At 60.3% G+C, this 14140-nt stretch carries 13 protein-coding genes; 8 read left to right on the forward strand and 5 right to left on the reverse strand.

Annotated features, from left to right (window positions below; genetic code table 11):
- Window positions 1-5: 5 nt before the first annotated feature.
- Window positions 6-1013 (forward strand): DNA topoisomerase IB, encoded by a 1008-nt coding sequence (locus ATY79_RS08170; RefSeq protein ID WP_245306781.1) that lies wholly within the window; start codon window positions 6-8, stop codon window positions 1011-1013.
- 127 nt (window positions 1014-1140) lie between these two features.
- Window positions 1141-1950 carry a Ku protein gene (locus ATY79_RS08175; RefSeq protein WP_088703427.1) on the forward strand — a complete coding sequence of 270 codons (810 nt, stop codon included), beginning with the start codon at window positions 1141-1143 and terminating at the stop codon, window positions 1948-1950.
- A 19-nt stretch (window positions 1951-1969) separates the two neighbouring features.
- On the opposite strand, the gene ligD is transcribed toward ATY79_RS08175, so the two are convergent.
- The 5 genes from ligD to ATY79_RS08200 form a co-directional block, all read right to left on the reverse strand.
- Window positions 1970-4483 (reverse strand): DNA ligase D, encoded by a 2514-nt coding sequence (ligD, locus tag ATY79_RS08180; RefSeq protein WP_088703428.1) that lies wholly within the window; start codon window positions 4481-4483, stop codon window positions 1970-1972.
- A gap of 2 nt (window positions 4484-4485) precedes the next feature.
- Window positions 4486-5319 (reverse strand): Ku protein, encoded by an 834-nt coding sequence (locus ATY79_RS08185; RefSeq protein ID WP_088691886.1) that lies wholly within the window; start codon window positions 5317-5319, stop codon window positions 4486-4488.
- A 10-nt stretch (window positions 5320-5329) separates the two neighbouring features.
- A complete protein-coding gene (locus tag ATY79_RS08190; protein ID WP_189637974.1) occupies window positions 5330-5599 on the reverse strand; it encodes a hypothetical protein in 270 nt (89 codons plus the stop codon).
- 148 nt (window positions 5600-5747) lie between these two features.
- Window positions 5748-6104, reverse strand: coding sequence for a hypothetical protein (locus ATY79_RS08195; RefSeq protein ID WP_189637975.1), 357 nt, complete (start codon window positions 6102-6104; stop codon window positions 5748-5750).
- 338 nt (window positions 6105-6442) lie between these two features.
- On the reverse strand, window positions 6443-7468 hold the full coding sequence (locus tag ATY79_RS08200) for a substrate-binding domain-containing protein (protein WP_088703431.1): 1026 nt from the start codon (window positions 7466-7468) through the stop codon (window positions 6443-6445).
- A 315-nt stretch (window positions 7469-7783) separates the two neighbouring features.
- Between ATY79_RS08200 and ATY79_RS08205 the strand changes: the two genes are divergently transcribed.
- The 6 genes from ATY79_RS08205 (at window position 7784) to ATY79_RS08230 (ending at window position 13970) form a co-directional block, all read left to right on the forward strand.
- A complete protein-coding gene (locus ATY79_RS08205; protein WP_088703432.1) occupies window positions 7784-9049 on the forward strand; it encodes an ABC transporter substrate-binding protein in 1266 nt (421 codons plus the stop codon).
- A gap of 86 nt (window positions 9050-9135) precedes the next feature.
- Window positions 9136-10122, forward strand: a complete 987-nt coding sequence (locus ATY79_RS08210) for a sugar ABC transporter permease (RefSeq protein WP_088703439.1) — start codon at window positions 9136-9138, stop codon at window positions 10120-10122.
- The gene (locus ATY79_RS08215) at window positions 10122-10952 is read left to right on the forward strand and encodes a carbohydrate ABC transporter permease (RefSeq protein ID WP_088691881.1); all 831 of its coding nucleotides are present in this window, start codon (window positions 10122-10124) and stop codon (window positions 10950-10952) included. Before ATY79_RS08210 ends, ATY79_RS08215 begins: the two co-directional genes overlap by 1 nt.
- 12 nt (window positions 10953-10964) lie before the next feature.
- Window positions 10965-11993, forward strand: coding sequence for an ATP-binding cassette domain-containing protein (locus tag ATY79_RS08220; RefSeq protein WP_088703433.1), 1029 nt, complete (start codon window positions 10965-10967; stop codon window positions 11991-11993).
- Window positions 11994-12066: 73 nt separating this feature from the next.
- Complete coding sequence (locus ATY79_RS08225) at window positions 12067-12852, forward strand: ThuA domain-containing protein (RefSeq protein ID WP_088703434.1); 786 nt, start codon at window positions 12067-12069, stop codon at window positions 12850-12852.
- Between the two features lie 11 nt (window positions 12853-12863).
- Window positions 12864-13970 carry a Gfo/Idh/MocA family oxidoreductase gene (locus ATY79_RS08230; RefSeq protein WP_088691878.1) on the forward strand — a complete coding sequence of 369 codons (1107 nt, stop codon included), beginning with the start codon at window positions 12864-12866 and terminating at the stop codon, window positions 13968-13970.
- The last annotated feature ends 170 nt before the right edge of the window (window positions 13971-14140 follow it).

Raw genomic sequence — 14140 nt, forward strand, 5'->3', positions numbered from 1 at the left:
GCGGGCTGGTCTTCATCGCGAACCTGGAGACTGGCATAACAAGGCGGGCCGTAAAGAACGGGTTTGTCTATTACGACGCCGAAGGCACGCGCATCAGCGACCGGGCGGAACTCGAGCGTATCTCAGCGCTCGCAATTCCACCCGCCTACACGGAGGTTCTCATCTCCGCCGACGCGAATTCGCACCTTCAGGCGACGGGCCGCGACGCGCGAGGCCGCAAGCAATATCGCTACCATTCCGAATGGACCGCGGAGAGAGAAAGAAGCAAGTTCGAACGGCTCGCCGATTTCGGATCGGCGCTGCCCGCGATCCGCAGGAAGGTAGACTCCGACCTCCGGCGACGGACACCCAACATCGATAAGGCACTCGCAACGATCGTTTGGCTGCTCGATAACCTTTACATCCGCGTCGGCAATGCGAGCTACGCTGCGGAGAATGCGTCCTTTGGCCTGACGACACTGCGCAACAAGCATGTGAAAATATCGGGCTCGAGCATTCACTTCCGCTTCAAGGGCAAGTCAGGGAAGGAATGGCGCCTGAGCCACAGCGACAGGCGCATCACCCGTGCCGTGCGCATGCTGCAGGAACTACCCGGCCAGCAACTTTTCCAGTACATCGATGACGATGGGATCTGCCACCCCATCCAGTCACAGGATGTCAACAGCTACATAAGACAAGCATCCGGAGCCGACTTCAGTTCCCGCCAATTCCGCACCTGGGGCGCAACCCAGATGGCCGCGACCGCCCTTGCTACGGTCGAACCACATGAAAGCCAACGAGGACGCACTCGGCAGATTAACATCGTCGTCGATGTAGTTGCCGCCCGGTTGGTCAACAGCCGCGCGGTGTGCCGCTCGTCCTACATCCATCCAAAGGTATTCGAAAGCTTCGAGACCGGCAAACTTGCCAAGCTCGCGAGTGCCCGGCCGAGCCGAAGTGCCAGATTGCTGCGCTGGATGGATCAGGATGAAATTGCCGTGCTGCGCTGGCTCAAGCGTCTTAATCTGCGCTGAGAGCGCTATCCCTCGGTATTTGCACGTTTTACGACGCTTGCCATGGAACCAAACTGTTGCTCGCGCCGTTATGGGGAATTACCGCAAAAGCGGCCAAGGGAGATGGCGCCAGAGCGCCAGGGCGCAAATGGCACGTCAGACCTATTGGAAGGGCTATCTCAAGCTGTCACTCGTCACCGCCGCGGTGTCGCTGACACCGGCGACGACTGATAGCAATCAGCTCCGATTTCACGTCCTGAACCGAAAGACAAAGAACCGCGTCGAAAGCCGCTACGTCGACAGCGTCACCCACAAGCCGATCGCCGACAAGGATCAAGCCCGAGGTTATCCGCGCGGCGAAGACGACTATGTCATTCTCGAAGACAAGGAACTCGATGAAGTCGGCCTGGAAAGCACGAAGACGATCGACATCGATACCTTCGTGCCGCGCGGCTCGATCGACTGGATCTGGTACGACAAACCACATTTTCTGACGCCGGAGGACAAGGTCGGCACGGAAGCCTTCTGCGTGATCCGTGAATCCATGAAGGCGAACGATGTCGTCGGCATCGCGCGGCTTGTTCTCTATCGGCGTGAGCGCGCGGTGCTCTTGGAACCGCAGGGCAAGGGCATCATTCTCTGGACGCTTCATTTCGGCGACGAAGTTCGCCCGCCGGCCGCAACCCTAGACAGCCACAGCAAGGTGGATGACACCGTGCTCTCCCTGATGAAAAAGCTCGTCAAGGATCGGACGGAGGATTGGCAGCCCGCCATGGTGCAGGATCCGATCCAGAAGCGCCTGAGAGCCATGATCCGTGCGAAGCAGAAGAGCCTTGTTAAAGCCGCACCGCCTTCATCCAAGCGGCCGGCATCCAAACCGACGGGCAATGTCGTCAACATCATGGATGCCCTGAAGAAGAGCCTCGCCAAGGAAACGGGACGACCGAAATCTCATTGAGAGACCGCAGCCGCTTCCGCTACTTTCGCTTCTCAAGGGGAACGGCGGCGGCGAAGAAATCCGCCCACGGATCGCTGCGCAAGGCATCGAGGCGAGCCGGAGCGTTGTCGACAGTGAAATAGGCGGCACCGATTTCCTCGGTCAGTTCGTTCCACTCAAGCGGCATCGAAACAGCTGCCCCCGGGCGTGCACGCGTCGAATAGGCGGCGACTGCCGTGTTGCCGCGGCCGTTGCGCAGATAGTCGATGAAGATCTTGCCGTTCCGCTTCGCCTTCGTGGCGGTCGCGAGATATTTGTCCGGATGATCCTTGGACATGCCATCGGCCAGAGCCTTGGCGAAGGCCTTGACCGGCGCCCAGCCGGCCTTCGGTTTCAGCGGCGTCACGACATGCAGCCCCTTGCCGCCGGAGGTTTTGACAAAGGCCGCGAGGCCCGCAGCTTCCAGACGCTCCTTCAGTTCGTAGGCCGCGGCAATCACCTCGGCCCAGCTAACGTCTTCGGCCGGGTCAAGGTCCATCGTGATCATGTCGGGCCGCTCCCAGCTCGCTGTCGTCGCACCCCAGGGATGGATCTCCAGCACGGCCGATTGGACGAGGGCCACCATCCCGTCGAAGTCGGTGATGCGCAGCAACTTCTCGCCACCCCTGTCCTTCGGATCGGTGATCTGCTCGATATGCGAGTTCATGCCCTTCCAGGCGTGCTTTTGAAAAAACCGCTGTCCGGCGATGCCGTCGGGACACCGCAACAGCGCTAACGGCCGCTTGGTCACATAGGGTTCGACGAAGCGCCATACTCGGGCATAGTAGCTGGCCAGGCCCTGTTTGGTGACCCCCTCCTCCGGCCAGTAGATGCGATCGGGATGGGTGAGCGCGACGCTGGATTGAGGCAGTTCCTGAGCAGTCGTCGTTGTTGCTTCGGGCATCACGTCCTCTGGCGCCTTGTCTTCTCTCAGCCCGCGAAACGCGGCATGCCGCAAATTGTTGTCCGCCGACCATGCCTGAAACTCAACCTCGGCAACGAGCTTTGGTTTGACGTAGACAAGCCCTCGACGCTCCTCTGCGGTGAGCTCATCGTCAAACGAACTCTCCGTCTGCTCCATCGCCGACAGTATCTCATAGAGCTCATGCGCGACATTGACGCTGAATCCCGTTCCGACCCGGCCAACATGCTCCAGCTTGCCATTGCGGTAAACGCCCATCGCCAGCGAGCCGATCGCATTATTCATCGCGGTCGAAGGCACATAGCCGCCGATCACCAGTTCCTGCCTCTGCAGGCATTTCGATTTGACCCAGTCGCCGGTACGCCCCGACACGTACTCGCTGTCAGCCAGTTTTGAAATAATCCCCTCGAGCCCGAGCTGGCGGGCATGATCCAGCACAACGGCACCCTTCTCGGTAAAATGCTCGCTGTAGCGAAGTCTCGCGTCGACATCGGCAAGCAGATCCGCGAGCAAGGCCTTGCGGCTGGTCAGCGACACCTGCTGCAGGTCGTATCCATCGAGATAGAGCAGATCGAAGGCATAGAACACGAAGCGATCGTGACGGGCTGTGCTGAGGTCGTTCTGCAAGGCCGAAAAGTCCGAAGCGCCGGTTTCGCGCTCGACGACGATTTCGCCGTCGAGGATCGCCAACTTTGCCGGCAGTGCGGCAAACGCCTCGACGATTTCCGGGCCAAACTTGCCGGTCCAGTCGAGCCCGCTGCGGGTCAGCAGGGTTGCCCTGCCCTTCTCAAGCCGAACCTGCAGCCGATATCCGTCGAACTTGATCTCGTGAATCCACCCTTCTCCTGACGGAGGCTTGGCCTTGAGCTTGGCAAGCTCAGGCTCGATGAAAACAGGCATCGCCGCCTTCTCGGCCCCCTTCGGCCACTCGTAACGTTTTGGCTTCGCTGGGCTTCCTGCAGACTTAGAAGAGACGGACTTTGGCGCTCCCTTGTGACGAGAGTTCCAGGTGGCGTCAGGGTGCTTCGCCACTTCCTCGATCTTGCGGCCGGTTTTCACCGATTCAGGCCGCTGCTTGAGAATGTCGCCCTTGTGGGTAGCCTCCGCATCCTCTGCCTTGATGAGCAACCAGTTTTCCTGTCGCTCGCCCGGCTTGCCATGCATGCGAACCAGATGCCAGCGGCCGCTCAGTTTCTCGCCGTCGAGGTCGAATTCGAGATGGCCCTTCTTGTAGCCCTTGTGGGGATCGCCATTCGGCGTCCATGTGCCACGATCCCAGACCAGCACCGTGCCGCCGCCATACTGGCCCTTCGGGATAATGCCTTCGAAGTCGCCATAGTCCAGTGGATGGTCCTCGACATGGACGGCAAGCCGCTTCTCATCGGGATTGAGGCTCGGGCCACGCGTGACGGCCCAGCTCTTCAGCACCCCGTCGAGCTCGAGCCGGAAGTCATAGTGGAGCCTTGTCGCGTCGTGCTTTTGAATGACGAAGCTAAGCGCGGCTTGTGCTGGAGGCTTGCCGCCACGCCGGCTCCCCCGCGGCTCCGGCGTTACCTTAAAATTGCGTTTGGCTTGATAGGCCTCCAGAGCCATCGTCAGCTGGCCTTCGTCTGCCCGCTATCGGCCCGCGCTGCCTTTCCGGCTCGCGGCTTAGCGCTCAGTTTGGCGCTCTGGCGCAGGGCATCCATGAGATCGATGACCTTGCCCTGCGGCTTTGGCTTCGCCTTCGGCAGCTCCCTGCCCTCGATCTTCGCCTTCACCAGCTCCGAGAGCGCCGTCTCGTATCGATCCTCGTATTCCTGCGGATTGAAGGTCCCCTTCTTCGTGCCAATGATGTGGCCGGCCAGTTCGAGCATTTCCTTGTCGAACTTCATCTCAGGAATGTCCTTGAAGACCGTGTCCGGCTTGCGGACCTCGTAGTCGAAGCTGAGCGTCGTCGCGATGATATAGTCGTCCTGCGGCCGGATCAGAACCGTACGATTGCGGCGGAAGAGCACCGCTTCCGCGATCGCGGCAACCTTCTGATCGCGCATCGCACGGGCGATCAGCCCGAGTGCATCTTCGTCATCCTCGCTGACGGGCGCCAAGTAGTAAGGCTTGTCGAAATAGAGCTTGTTGATTTCGCTGTAGGGCACGAAATTCTGGACGTTCAGAACCTTGTCGCTCTCCGGCATGACGCCGGCGATCTCATCACCCTCGATGACGATGTATTCGCCGTTGTCCAGCTGATATCCCTTCACCTGGTCATCACGCTCAACGGCCTTGCCGGTCTCGCTATCGACGAACTGCCGCTCGACCCGATGGCCGGTCTTCCGATTGATGATGTTGAATGAGATGCGCTCCGAGGTCGAAACCGCCGTGTATAGTCCCACGCTGCAGACAAGGTCCCCAACCTTGAGATGGCCTTTCCAGCTTGCCCGCGCTGCCATGACATTCCCCTCAGTTGTTGTTTTGCAATTTGCGCTTCCGCCGCTCATCAATGGCTATGATCTTCTCGACGGATGCGATGTCGTCACCCGTGACGACTGGCACCGGGTCGGCAGCGATCGCCCCGAGGACTTCCTTCGACAGTCCCCCATTGCGAATGACCCATTCCAGCGTCTCGCGAGTCTGACGCTCGGCCTTAAGCTGAGCATAGAGCGCAATGATCAGCCTGTCCCGGGCATCCACCTGCTTGCTCTTGCGATCAATTTTCCGGATCTGAGGCACCTGATCACCCGCCTGCGTCGACAACGAAGGGATTCAATGGATTTGAGGCGAAAAAGTTCCGGCGCTCGGCTGCGGGCGCCAGATTTTTTCCTTGCCTGCGGCCCGATGGGGCCAAACAGGAACCGCCGACACCCTTTCGGCGCTGCCCTTAGTGTTTTACGGATCCGGTCGGGATACTGGAACCAGTGACCGAAACTGGATCGCTCGCTGGAAATGTTCCTTCCAGTCCTTCGTCCAGCTGTTCGTCCATTGCGGTCTGATCGCCGGCAGCACGAGCGCTTGGCCGCGCTTTCAATCGGTCGGCGCTCGCCCCATCCGTATCGGCTGTCGCCATCTCCGCCATGACAACCTGGGCTCGCTCGATCGCGTTTCTTGAGTTGAGGGATTGCTTCTCGTCATTGCGCAACTGGACGGAAACGATCTCCCCTCCATCGCCCACGAATTCAATTGTGAAACCGAGTTTGCCACCCTTTTCGGGAATGACCTGCGTGCCGACGACCTGCATGACGCTCTCCTTCAGCTCTTCTTCCCAAGGAAACGAGTGGCCGCAACCGAATGTTCCGAGGCATGTCGACGACGCGATAGGCAAAAAAAAGCCACCGCTACTCACGGTGGCTGGGAGTTTGAAGGTCATAACCTCCAGAGGGAACAGTTGCCCATCGACCGGGAGGATGGTCGACATGCGTGAGCAACTGTCGTCAATATGCGATTTTGCCGCCGCCCGCTCAATCAACCAGGCACCGAAATTCCACAGACGCGGAAATCATCTTTCCATCGTTTCGGAAAAACGCGCGATATTTGACCCACAGCCACGCCAGGAAAGCAGCATCCGCATCGATGACATCAGGACGTGGACTGCCTGGCCGGGCCCGTCGATTCGCGCAAAATCAGTTCGACGGGCCACAATTCGTGGATCTCCAATGGCGACCGTCCCGACAGCAGTTGCAGCACAAGATCGGCACATCGCGTTCCAGCCGCGCGCATGGATGACCGCGTTGCCGAAAGCGACGGCACCATGTTGTCTGCCGTCAGATACGGAAAGACGTCGTCATGGGCGATAACAGAGACGTCCCGGCCAATTTGAAGCCCCAGCGACCGGGCCGCGCGGTAAACGCCGAGTGCCGTCATCATCGAACCGGCAACAAAGGCCGTCGGCGGGTTGGGCTGCTCGAGGAATGATCGCGCGAAGCGGAAGCCAAGCTCGTCGGTGAAGTTGCCGCTCGCCATCAGCTGCGGATCAGGCTCAATGCCGTGACTTTGAAGAGCCTTGCGAAAGCCGCTATCGCGATGAAGCGCATAGGTCGCGCCCGGCCGGCCGTTGATCATGGCAATTCGCCGATGACCGAGATCGATCAGATGTGACGTCGCGCGCTTGATCGCGGTTTCGTTGTCGATATCAAGCCAGGCGTGCGGAACATCGATGGCCGACCGGCCATGGACAAGAAACGGCATGCCGAGTTCGTGGAGCAGCGCAATGCGCTCATCATTGGGTTTGGGCGAGTGGACGATGATCGCATCGACGCGCCGGCTTTCCACAAGTCGGCGGTAAAGCTGCATCTCGTCTTCCTGGTTCGGATCCGCCATCGGGATGACGAGAATGTCCGTCTCCTCCGCCACTAGCCGCTCCGCCATGCCGGCCATGAATTCAGCAAAATGGAATTCGCCGGCACGCCCCATCACCACGCCGATCGCGCCGGCCCTGCCCGTCTTCAGCCGCACGGCGTTGACGTTCGGGCTGTAGCCCAGCCTGACGGCGGCTTCCGCGACGCGGGCACGCGTGGTCTCGCTCACCTCGGGATAGCCACTCAGCGCACGACTGACTGTCGTTGGAGACAAGCCGACCTGTTTCGCGAACTCTTTAAGCTTCATTCAACATTGCGTCTTTCGTGCTCGTCTATCTGGCTGATCGCCGCCAGGTGCTGATCTTTCTTATGACCTAAGCATAGCAGCTTACAAACAGCCAAACCGTTTTCAATTTTAGATATTCCCCGAGGAGATTTTTGACCTTTTTCCCACAACCGAACCGAGGAGCATCCCTATGATTTTGCTTTGTTATCAATATGTGATCGCGGTTGTACGACTTTGACACGAGTGCCCGCTTGACTCAATATCGACCTTCTGACAGTTTTTTCCAGCCAAACCGTTTTCAATTTTTCCAATGTTTGGTTCTTTTGGGAGGAAGATATGAAGTTTCGTTTCACAGCGGTCGCCGTCGCGGCCGCGCTGATTGGTGTCGCACAGCCCTCGTTCGCTGCAAATATCAGCATTTCCGCAAGCTCGACCGGCAAGAACCTCGACCTGTTCCGCAAGCAGCTCGATGCGTTCGAGAAGGCAACCGGCAATAAGGTCAGCATCGTGACCATGCCGTCCTCTTCGACGGAGCAGTTCTCGCAGTATCGCCTGTGGCTCGCCGCCGGCAACAAGGACGTCGACGTCTATCAGACCGACGTTATCTGGGCTCCGCAGCTCGCCGACCAGTTCGTTGACCTGAAGGGTGCCGCGAAGGATGTCGTCGGCGATTTCTTCCCGTCGATCATCGCCTCGCAGACCGTGAATGGTCGCCTCGTCGCCATGCCGCTCTACACGGATGCGCCGGCGCTCTTCTATCGCAAAGACCTGCTCGACAAGTACGGCAAGCAACCGCCGAAGACCTGGGACGAGATGGCCGCGACCGCCAAGGAGATCCAGGAAAAGGAACGCGCCGTCGGCCAGAAGGATCTCTGGGGCTATGTCTTCCAGGGCAACGCCTATGAGGGCCTGACCTGCAACGCGCTCGAATGGGTGAAGTCGTCGGGTGGTGGCCAGATCATCGAGCCGGACGGCACAATCTCGGTCAACAACGAGAATGCCGCGGCAGCACTTGACCGCGCCAAGGGATGGATCGGAACGATCTCGCCCTCCGGCGTCCTCGCCTACCAGGAAGAAGAGTCCCGCGGCGTCTGGCAGACCGGCAATGCCGTCTTCATGCGCAACTGGCCCTATGCCTACTCCCTCGGCAATGGCGCGGACAGTGCCGTCAAGGGCAAGTTCGACGTAACGACGCTTCCGGTTGCCAAGGAGGGCGACTCGCCATCCTCGACGCTCGGCGGCTGGAACCTTGCGGTCTCCAAGTACTCGCAGAACCAGGACGCCGCGATTGCCCTCGTCAAGTTCCTGACGTCCAAGGAAAGCCAGAAGCAGCGCGCCATTGAGCTCTCCAACCTGCCGACGCTTGTGGCGCTCTACGATGACAAGGACATCGCCGCCGCACAGCCGTTCATGCCGAACTGGAAGCCGATCTTCCAGAACGCCGTTCCGCGTCCGTCGGCGTCCGCCAAGGTCAAGTACAACGAGGTCTCCTCGAAGTTCTGGACCGCCGTTCACAACTCGCTTTCAGGCAACGGCACGTCTGCGGAAAACCTCGAGCTTCTCGAAGCCGACCTGACATCGCTGAAGGGCGATAACTGGTGATCGACAGCATCGGCAGCGGCGGACGTTCCGCCGCTGCCTTTTTTCTGAAGACGCCACCGTCAATCGCCTCAAGAAGCGGGTACCTCATGACTGAAGCCGCAGTTTCCTCAAGCGTCGGATCGCGAGCGCGCGCCGTCAAGACCTCGTCGGACCTGCGCTCCGAGCGCATCCGTTCCGCCTGGGTATTCCTGGCCCCCACCCTGTTCATTCTGGCCGTCGTTGCTGGATGGCCTCTTTTCAGAACGATCTATTTCAGCTTCACGAACGCATCGCTGACCAATCTCGGCGGCGCTGAATTCGTCGGCTTCAAGAACTACCTCTCATGGATCACGCTGAAGAGCGGGCGAACTGTCTATAGCGGCCTGCTTGCGGACCCGAACTGGTGGAAAGCGGTCGGGAACACGATGAAATTCGCCTTCCTGTCCGTGACCATCGAAACCATTCTCGGCCTCGTCGTCGCGCTGGTGCTCAACGCAAACTTCCCCGGCCGCGGCATCGTGCGCGCCGCCATCCTCATTCCCTGGGCGATCCCGACCATCGTGTCCGCCAAGATGTGGGCCTGGATGCTCAACGACCAGTTCGGCATCCTGAACGACATCCTGCTCGGTATGGGCCTGATCACCCAGAAAATCGCCTGGACCGCAAATCCCGAGACGGCAATGGTCGCGGTGCTGATCGTCGACATCTGGAAGACCACGCCTTTCATGGCGCTTCTGATCCTCGCCGGGCTGCAGATGGTGCCTGCCGATATCTACGAGGCGGCCAAAATCGACGGCATCAACCCGATCAAGGTGTTCTGGCGGCTGACGCTGCCGCTGGTCCGCCCGGCCATCATGGTCGCCGTGATTTTCCGCATGCTCGACGCCCTGCGCATCTTCGACCTGATTTACGTGCTGACACCGAACAACGCGCAGACCAAAACCATGTCGGTCATGGCACGCGAGAACCTCTTCGACTTCGACAAGTTCGCCTACGGGGCGACAGCCTCGACGGTGCTCTTCCTGATCATCGCGACGATCACCGTGCTCTACATGTGGCTCGGTCGCGTCAAACTCGGTGGGAGCGAACGCTGATGCTGCTGACCCTGACAAAGAACACGCTCTTCTATCTGCTCGTCACCGTCATCGTCATCATCGCCGTCTTTCCGTTCTACTATGCGATCCTGACGAGTTTCAAAGCCGGTACCGCCCTCTTCGAGGTCAATTACTGGCCGACCTCGATCTCGCTCACCAACTACACGACGGTCCTGACCACGGGCAGCTTCATCCGCAGCCTCGGCAACTCCCTGCTCGTCGCCATCCTCGTGGTCGCAGCCTCGCTGCTACTGGCCGTCACGGCATCCTACGCGCTTGCCCGCGTCAATTTCCGCGGCCGCGCGCTACTGATGCTGACGATCCTGTCGGTCTCGATGTTCCCGCAGATCGCCGTGCTCGCCGGCCTGTTCGAGCTGATCCGCTGGATCGGCATCTTCAACACGCCGTTCGCGCTGATCTTCTCCTACATGATCTTTACCCTGCCCTTTACGGTCTGGGTTCTGACCACCTTCATGCGCGATCTGCCCATTGAAATCGAGGAAGCGGCGATCGTCGATGGCGCCTCGCCGTGGGTCATCATCACCCAGGTTTTCATGCCGCTGATGTGGCCGGCTCTGGTCACGACAGGCCTGCTTGCCTTCATTACGGCCTGGAACGAATTCCTCTTCGCCCTAACATTCACCTCATCGGACGCTCAGCGAACGGTGCCGGTTGCCATCGCCCTGCTTTCGGGCGGCAGCCAGTTCGAAATCCCGTGGGGCAACATCATGGCAGCATCCGTCATCGTTACGGTCCCTGTCGTTGTCCTGGTCCTGATATTCCAGCGGCGCATCATTTCCGGCCTGACCGCCGGCGGCGTCAAAGGTTGAAGAAAGCACGATATGGCACAGATTCGACTCGACAATATCCGCAAGAGCTTCGGTGCGCTTGAAGTCATCAAGGGCGTCTCGCTCGATATCCGCAAAGGCGAGTTCATGGTCTTCGTCGGCCCGTCCGGCTGCGGCAAGTCCACGCTGCTGCGGCTGATTTCCGGGCTGGAGGACATCACCTCGGGCACACTTTCTTTCGATGGCGAGGCGGTCAACCGCTACGCGCCGTCGAAGCGCGGCATCGCCATGGTCTTCCAATCCTATGCACTCTATCCGCATATGACCGTGTTCGAGAACATGGCCTTCGGGATGAAACTCTCGGGACGCACAAAGGAAGAGTGCAAGGCCCGCGTCGAGCAGGCCGCCGGCATGCTGCAGCTGTCGCCCTATCTCGAACGCCTGCCCCGCCAACTGTCGGGCGGGCAGCGCCAGCGTGTCGCGATCGGTCGCGCCATCGTCCGCGATCCCAAGGTGTTCCTGTTCGACGAGCCGCTGTCGAACCTCGATGCGGCGCTACGCGTTGCAACGCGACTGGAGATCGCCAAGCTTCACCGCAGCATGCACGGCACGACGATGATCTACGTCACCCACGACCAGGTCGAGGCGATGACGCTCGCCGACCGCATCTGCGTTCTGCGGGATGGCGTCGTCGAGCAGGTCGGCACCCCGCTCGAACTTTACGAGACACCGAATTCCGTGTTCGTCGCCGGCTTCATCGGTTCGCCGAAAATGAACGTCCTGACCGGTGAGTTCTCGGCGCCCTACAATGCGCACACCATCGGCGTCCGCGCCGAACACATCGAGATCGTCCAGCAGGCGCCCGCCTGGGCGGGCACCGTCATTCATTCCGAAATCCTCGGCTCGGACAGCTTCGTCTACCTCGACATCGGCACCTCGGAACCGCTCGTCGTTCGCGAGACCGGCGTATCGAGCCATCAACCCGGCCAGAAACTGGGCGTCGCCCCGGTTCAGGGCTCAGTCCACCGTTTCGACCAATCCGGACGCGCGCTCGAAAAGGTTCCCCTCAAGGGCGCGGCCTGACACCACCCAAAACCACAGGATCTGGCCGCTTCCCATCGGTTCCGGTCCACCATTCGCATGAAGGAGCAATCACTTGGCTATTCGCACCATTGTCTGGGGTGAAAACATCCACGAAACCACCAATGCCATCGTTCGGGGTATCTACCCCGAAGGCATGCACACCACCATCGCCAACGCGCTGAACACCGATCCGGCGATCCAGGCGACGACGGCTACGCTGCAGGAGCCCGAGCACGGCCTGACGGAAGCCCGCCTTGCCGAAACCGATGTCCTCACCTGGTGGGGCCACAAGGATCACGGTGCGGTCTCCGACGGCGTTGTCGAGCGCGTCGCCAAGCGCGTCTGGGAAGGCATGGGCCTACTGGTCCTGCACTCCGGCCACTTCTCGAAGATCTTCAAGCGCCTGATGGGCACGCCCTGCGCGCTGAAGTGGCGCGAGGCCGGTGAGCGCGAGCGTCTGTGGACGATCAACCCTCGCCACCCCATCGCCGCCGGCCTCGACGAAAACTTTGTTCTCGAAAACGAGGAAATGTACGGCGAGCAATTCTCCGTGCCGGAGCCGCTGGAAACCGTCTTCATCTCCTGGTTCCAGGGCGGCGAAGTCTTCCGTTCGGGCCTCACCTGGCGCCGTGGTGCCGGTAACATTTTCTACTTCCGCCCTGGCCACGAAACCTACCCGACCTATCATGATGCCAACGTCCAGAAGGTACTCATCAACGGCGTGAAATGGGCCTATAACCCGCAGGGCGATCTGAAGAGCATCACCGATGCCCCGAATGTCCCGGTCGAAAAGGCTCTCGAGCCGATCGTCGAACGCGGCCCGCGACTGCATCAGGCCGGCGAAGCCGGTTACCGCTGAGGAGCACACATATGCGACTACTCGTTCTTGGCACCGGCTCGATGGCCAGAAACCAGGTTGCCAACTTCCTCGCCATCGACGGCGTGGAAGTTGTCGGCGCCGTCGATACCGACCCGGCGCGCCTTGCCGAATTTGCCGATCACTTCCACATCGAGAAGCGTTTCCAGACACTCGAGGAAGCGATCGCATGGGGTGAATTCGACGCGGCCACCAACGTCACGCCCGATCGCATCCACCACGCGACCAGCCTGGCGCTGATCGCTGCCGGCAAGCACGTCTTCTGCGAAAAGCCGCTGGCGGAGCATTACGACCACGCACTGGAGATGACGGAAGCCGCAGAGGCTGCCGGCGTCATCAACATGGTCAACCTCACCTATCGCAACGTCGCGCCGCTGCAGCGCGCCCGCGAGATGGTATTGGCCGGTGAGCTCGGCACCATCAGGCACGTCGAAGCCTCCTACCTGCAAAGCTGGCTGGTCTCGCGCGCCTGGGGCGACTGGCGCACGGAATCGCGCTGGCTGTGGCGTCTGTCGACCGGGCACGGCTCGAACGGCGTGCTCGGCGACGTCGGCATCCACATCCTCGACTTCGCCGCTTATGGCGCGGCGACCGATATCGACCACGTCTTTGCCCGCCTGAAGACCTTCAACAAGGCTCCCGGCGGCCAGATCGGCGAATATCTGCTGGACGCCAACGACAGCTTCACGATGTCGGTCGATTTCACCAACGGTGCGCTTGGCGTGATCCATGCGACCCGTTGGGCAACCGGCCACCTCAATGAACTGAAGCTTCGCATATATGGCGAAAAGGGCAGCCTCGAGGTCGTCCATCGCCCGGATGGTTCCGAACTGCGCGGCTGCTTCGGCGAAGACATCGAGACCGCCACCTGGCGCGACATCGAGGTCCCGGCCGTGCTGACCAACTATCAGCGCTTTGCAGAAGCCGTCAGAACAGGAAAGCAGGACGACCCGACCTTCCGCCACGCCGCAAATCTGCAGAAGGTCCTCGACCTTGCGATCGTGTCGGAGAAGGAGCGGCGGGAGCTCAATCTGCTGGAGGCCTCCGAGCAGGCTAACCCGGCAGACAAGCGGATACCGCCGCTGACTGTCGTCGTCTGATACGAGAATTCGCCAAAAAGAATAAGGGCCCGCGAGGGCCCGTTCAGACTGCTGACAAACCCCTGGCGTTTGCCGGGGGTTTTTGATTCACTGGGTTATGTTGAAGAAACCCGCTGCCGAACAGACTGCGCTCGAGATGGTGACGCTCGATAGCCTGGTTCCGAAGGATC

This window comes from Rhizobium sp. R693, from assembly GCF_002211315.1.
Lineage (GTDB): Bacteria > Pseudomonadota > Alphaproteobacteria > Rhizobiales > Rhizobiaceae > Rhizobium.

Excerpts from the sequence above, each read along its gene's own strand:
- ATY79_RS08175 (WP_088703427.1), top strand. The coding sequence starts at position 1,141 with ATGGCACGTCAGACCTATTGGAAGGGCTATCTCAAGCTGTCACTCGTC.
- ligD (WP_088703428.1), bottom strand. The coding sequence starts at position 4,483 with ATGGCTCTGGAGGCCTATCAAGCCAAACGCAATTTTAAGGTAACGCCG.
- ATY79_RS08185 (WP_088691886.1), bottom strand. The coding sequence starts at position 5,319 with ATGGCAGCGCGGGCAAGCTGGAAAGGCCATCTCAAGGTTGGGGACCTT.
- ATY79_RS08195 (WP_189637975.1), bottom strand. The coding sequence starts at position 6,104 with ATGCAGGTCGTCGGCACGCAGGTCATTCCCGAAAAGGGTGGCAAACTC.
- ATY79_RS08200 (WP_088703431.1), bottom strand. The coding sequence starts at position 7,468 with ATGAAGCTTAAAGAGTTCGCGAAACAGGTCGGCTTGTCTCCAACGACA.
- ATY79_RS08205 (WP_088703432.1), top strand. The coding sequence starts at position 7,784 with ATGAAGTTTCGTTTCACAGCGGTCGCCGTCGCGGCCGCGCTGATTGGT.
- ATY79_RS08210 (WP_088703439.1), top strand. The coding sequence starts at position 9,136 with ATGACTGAAGCCGCAGTTTCCTCAAGCGTCGGATCGCGAGCGCGCGCC.
- ATY79_RS08215 (WP_088691881.1), top strand. The coding sequence starts at position 10,122 with ATGCTGCTGACCCTGACAAAGAACACGCTCTTCTATCTGCTCGTCACC.
- ATY79_RS08220 (WP_088703433.1), top strand. The coding sequence starts at position 10,965 with ATGGCACAGATTCGACTCGACAATATCCGCAAGAGCTTCGGTGCGCTT.
- ATY79_RS08230 (WP_088691878.1), top strand. The coding sequence starts at position 12,864 with ATGCGACTACTCGTTCTTGGCACCGGCTCGATGGCCAGAAACCAGGTT.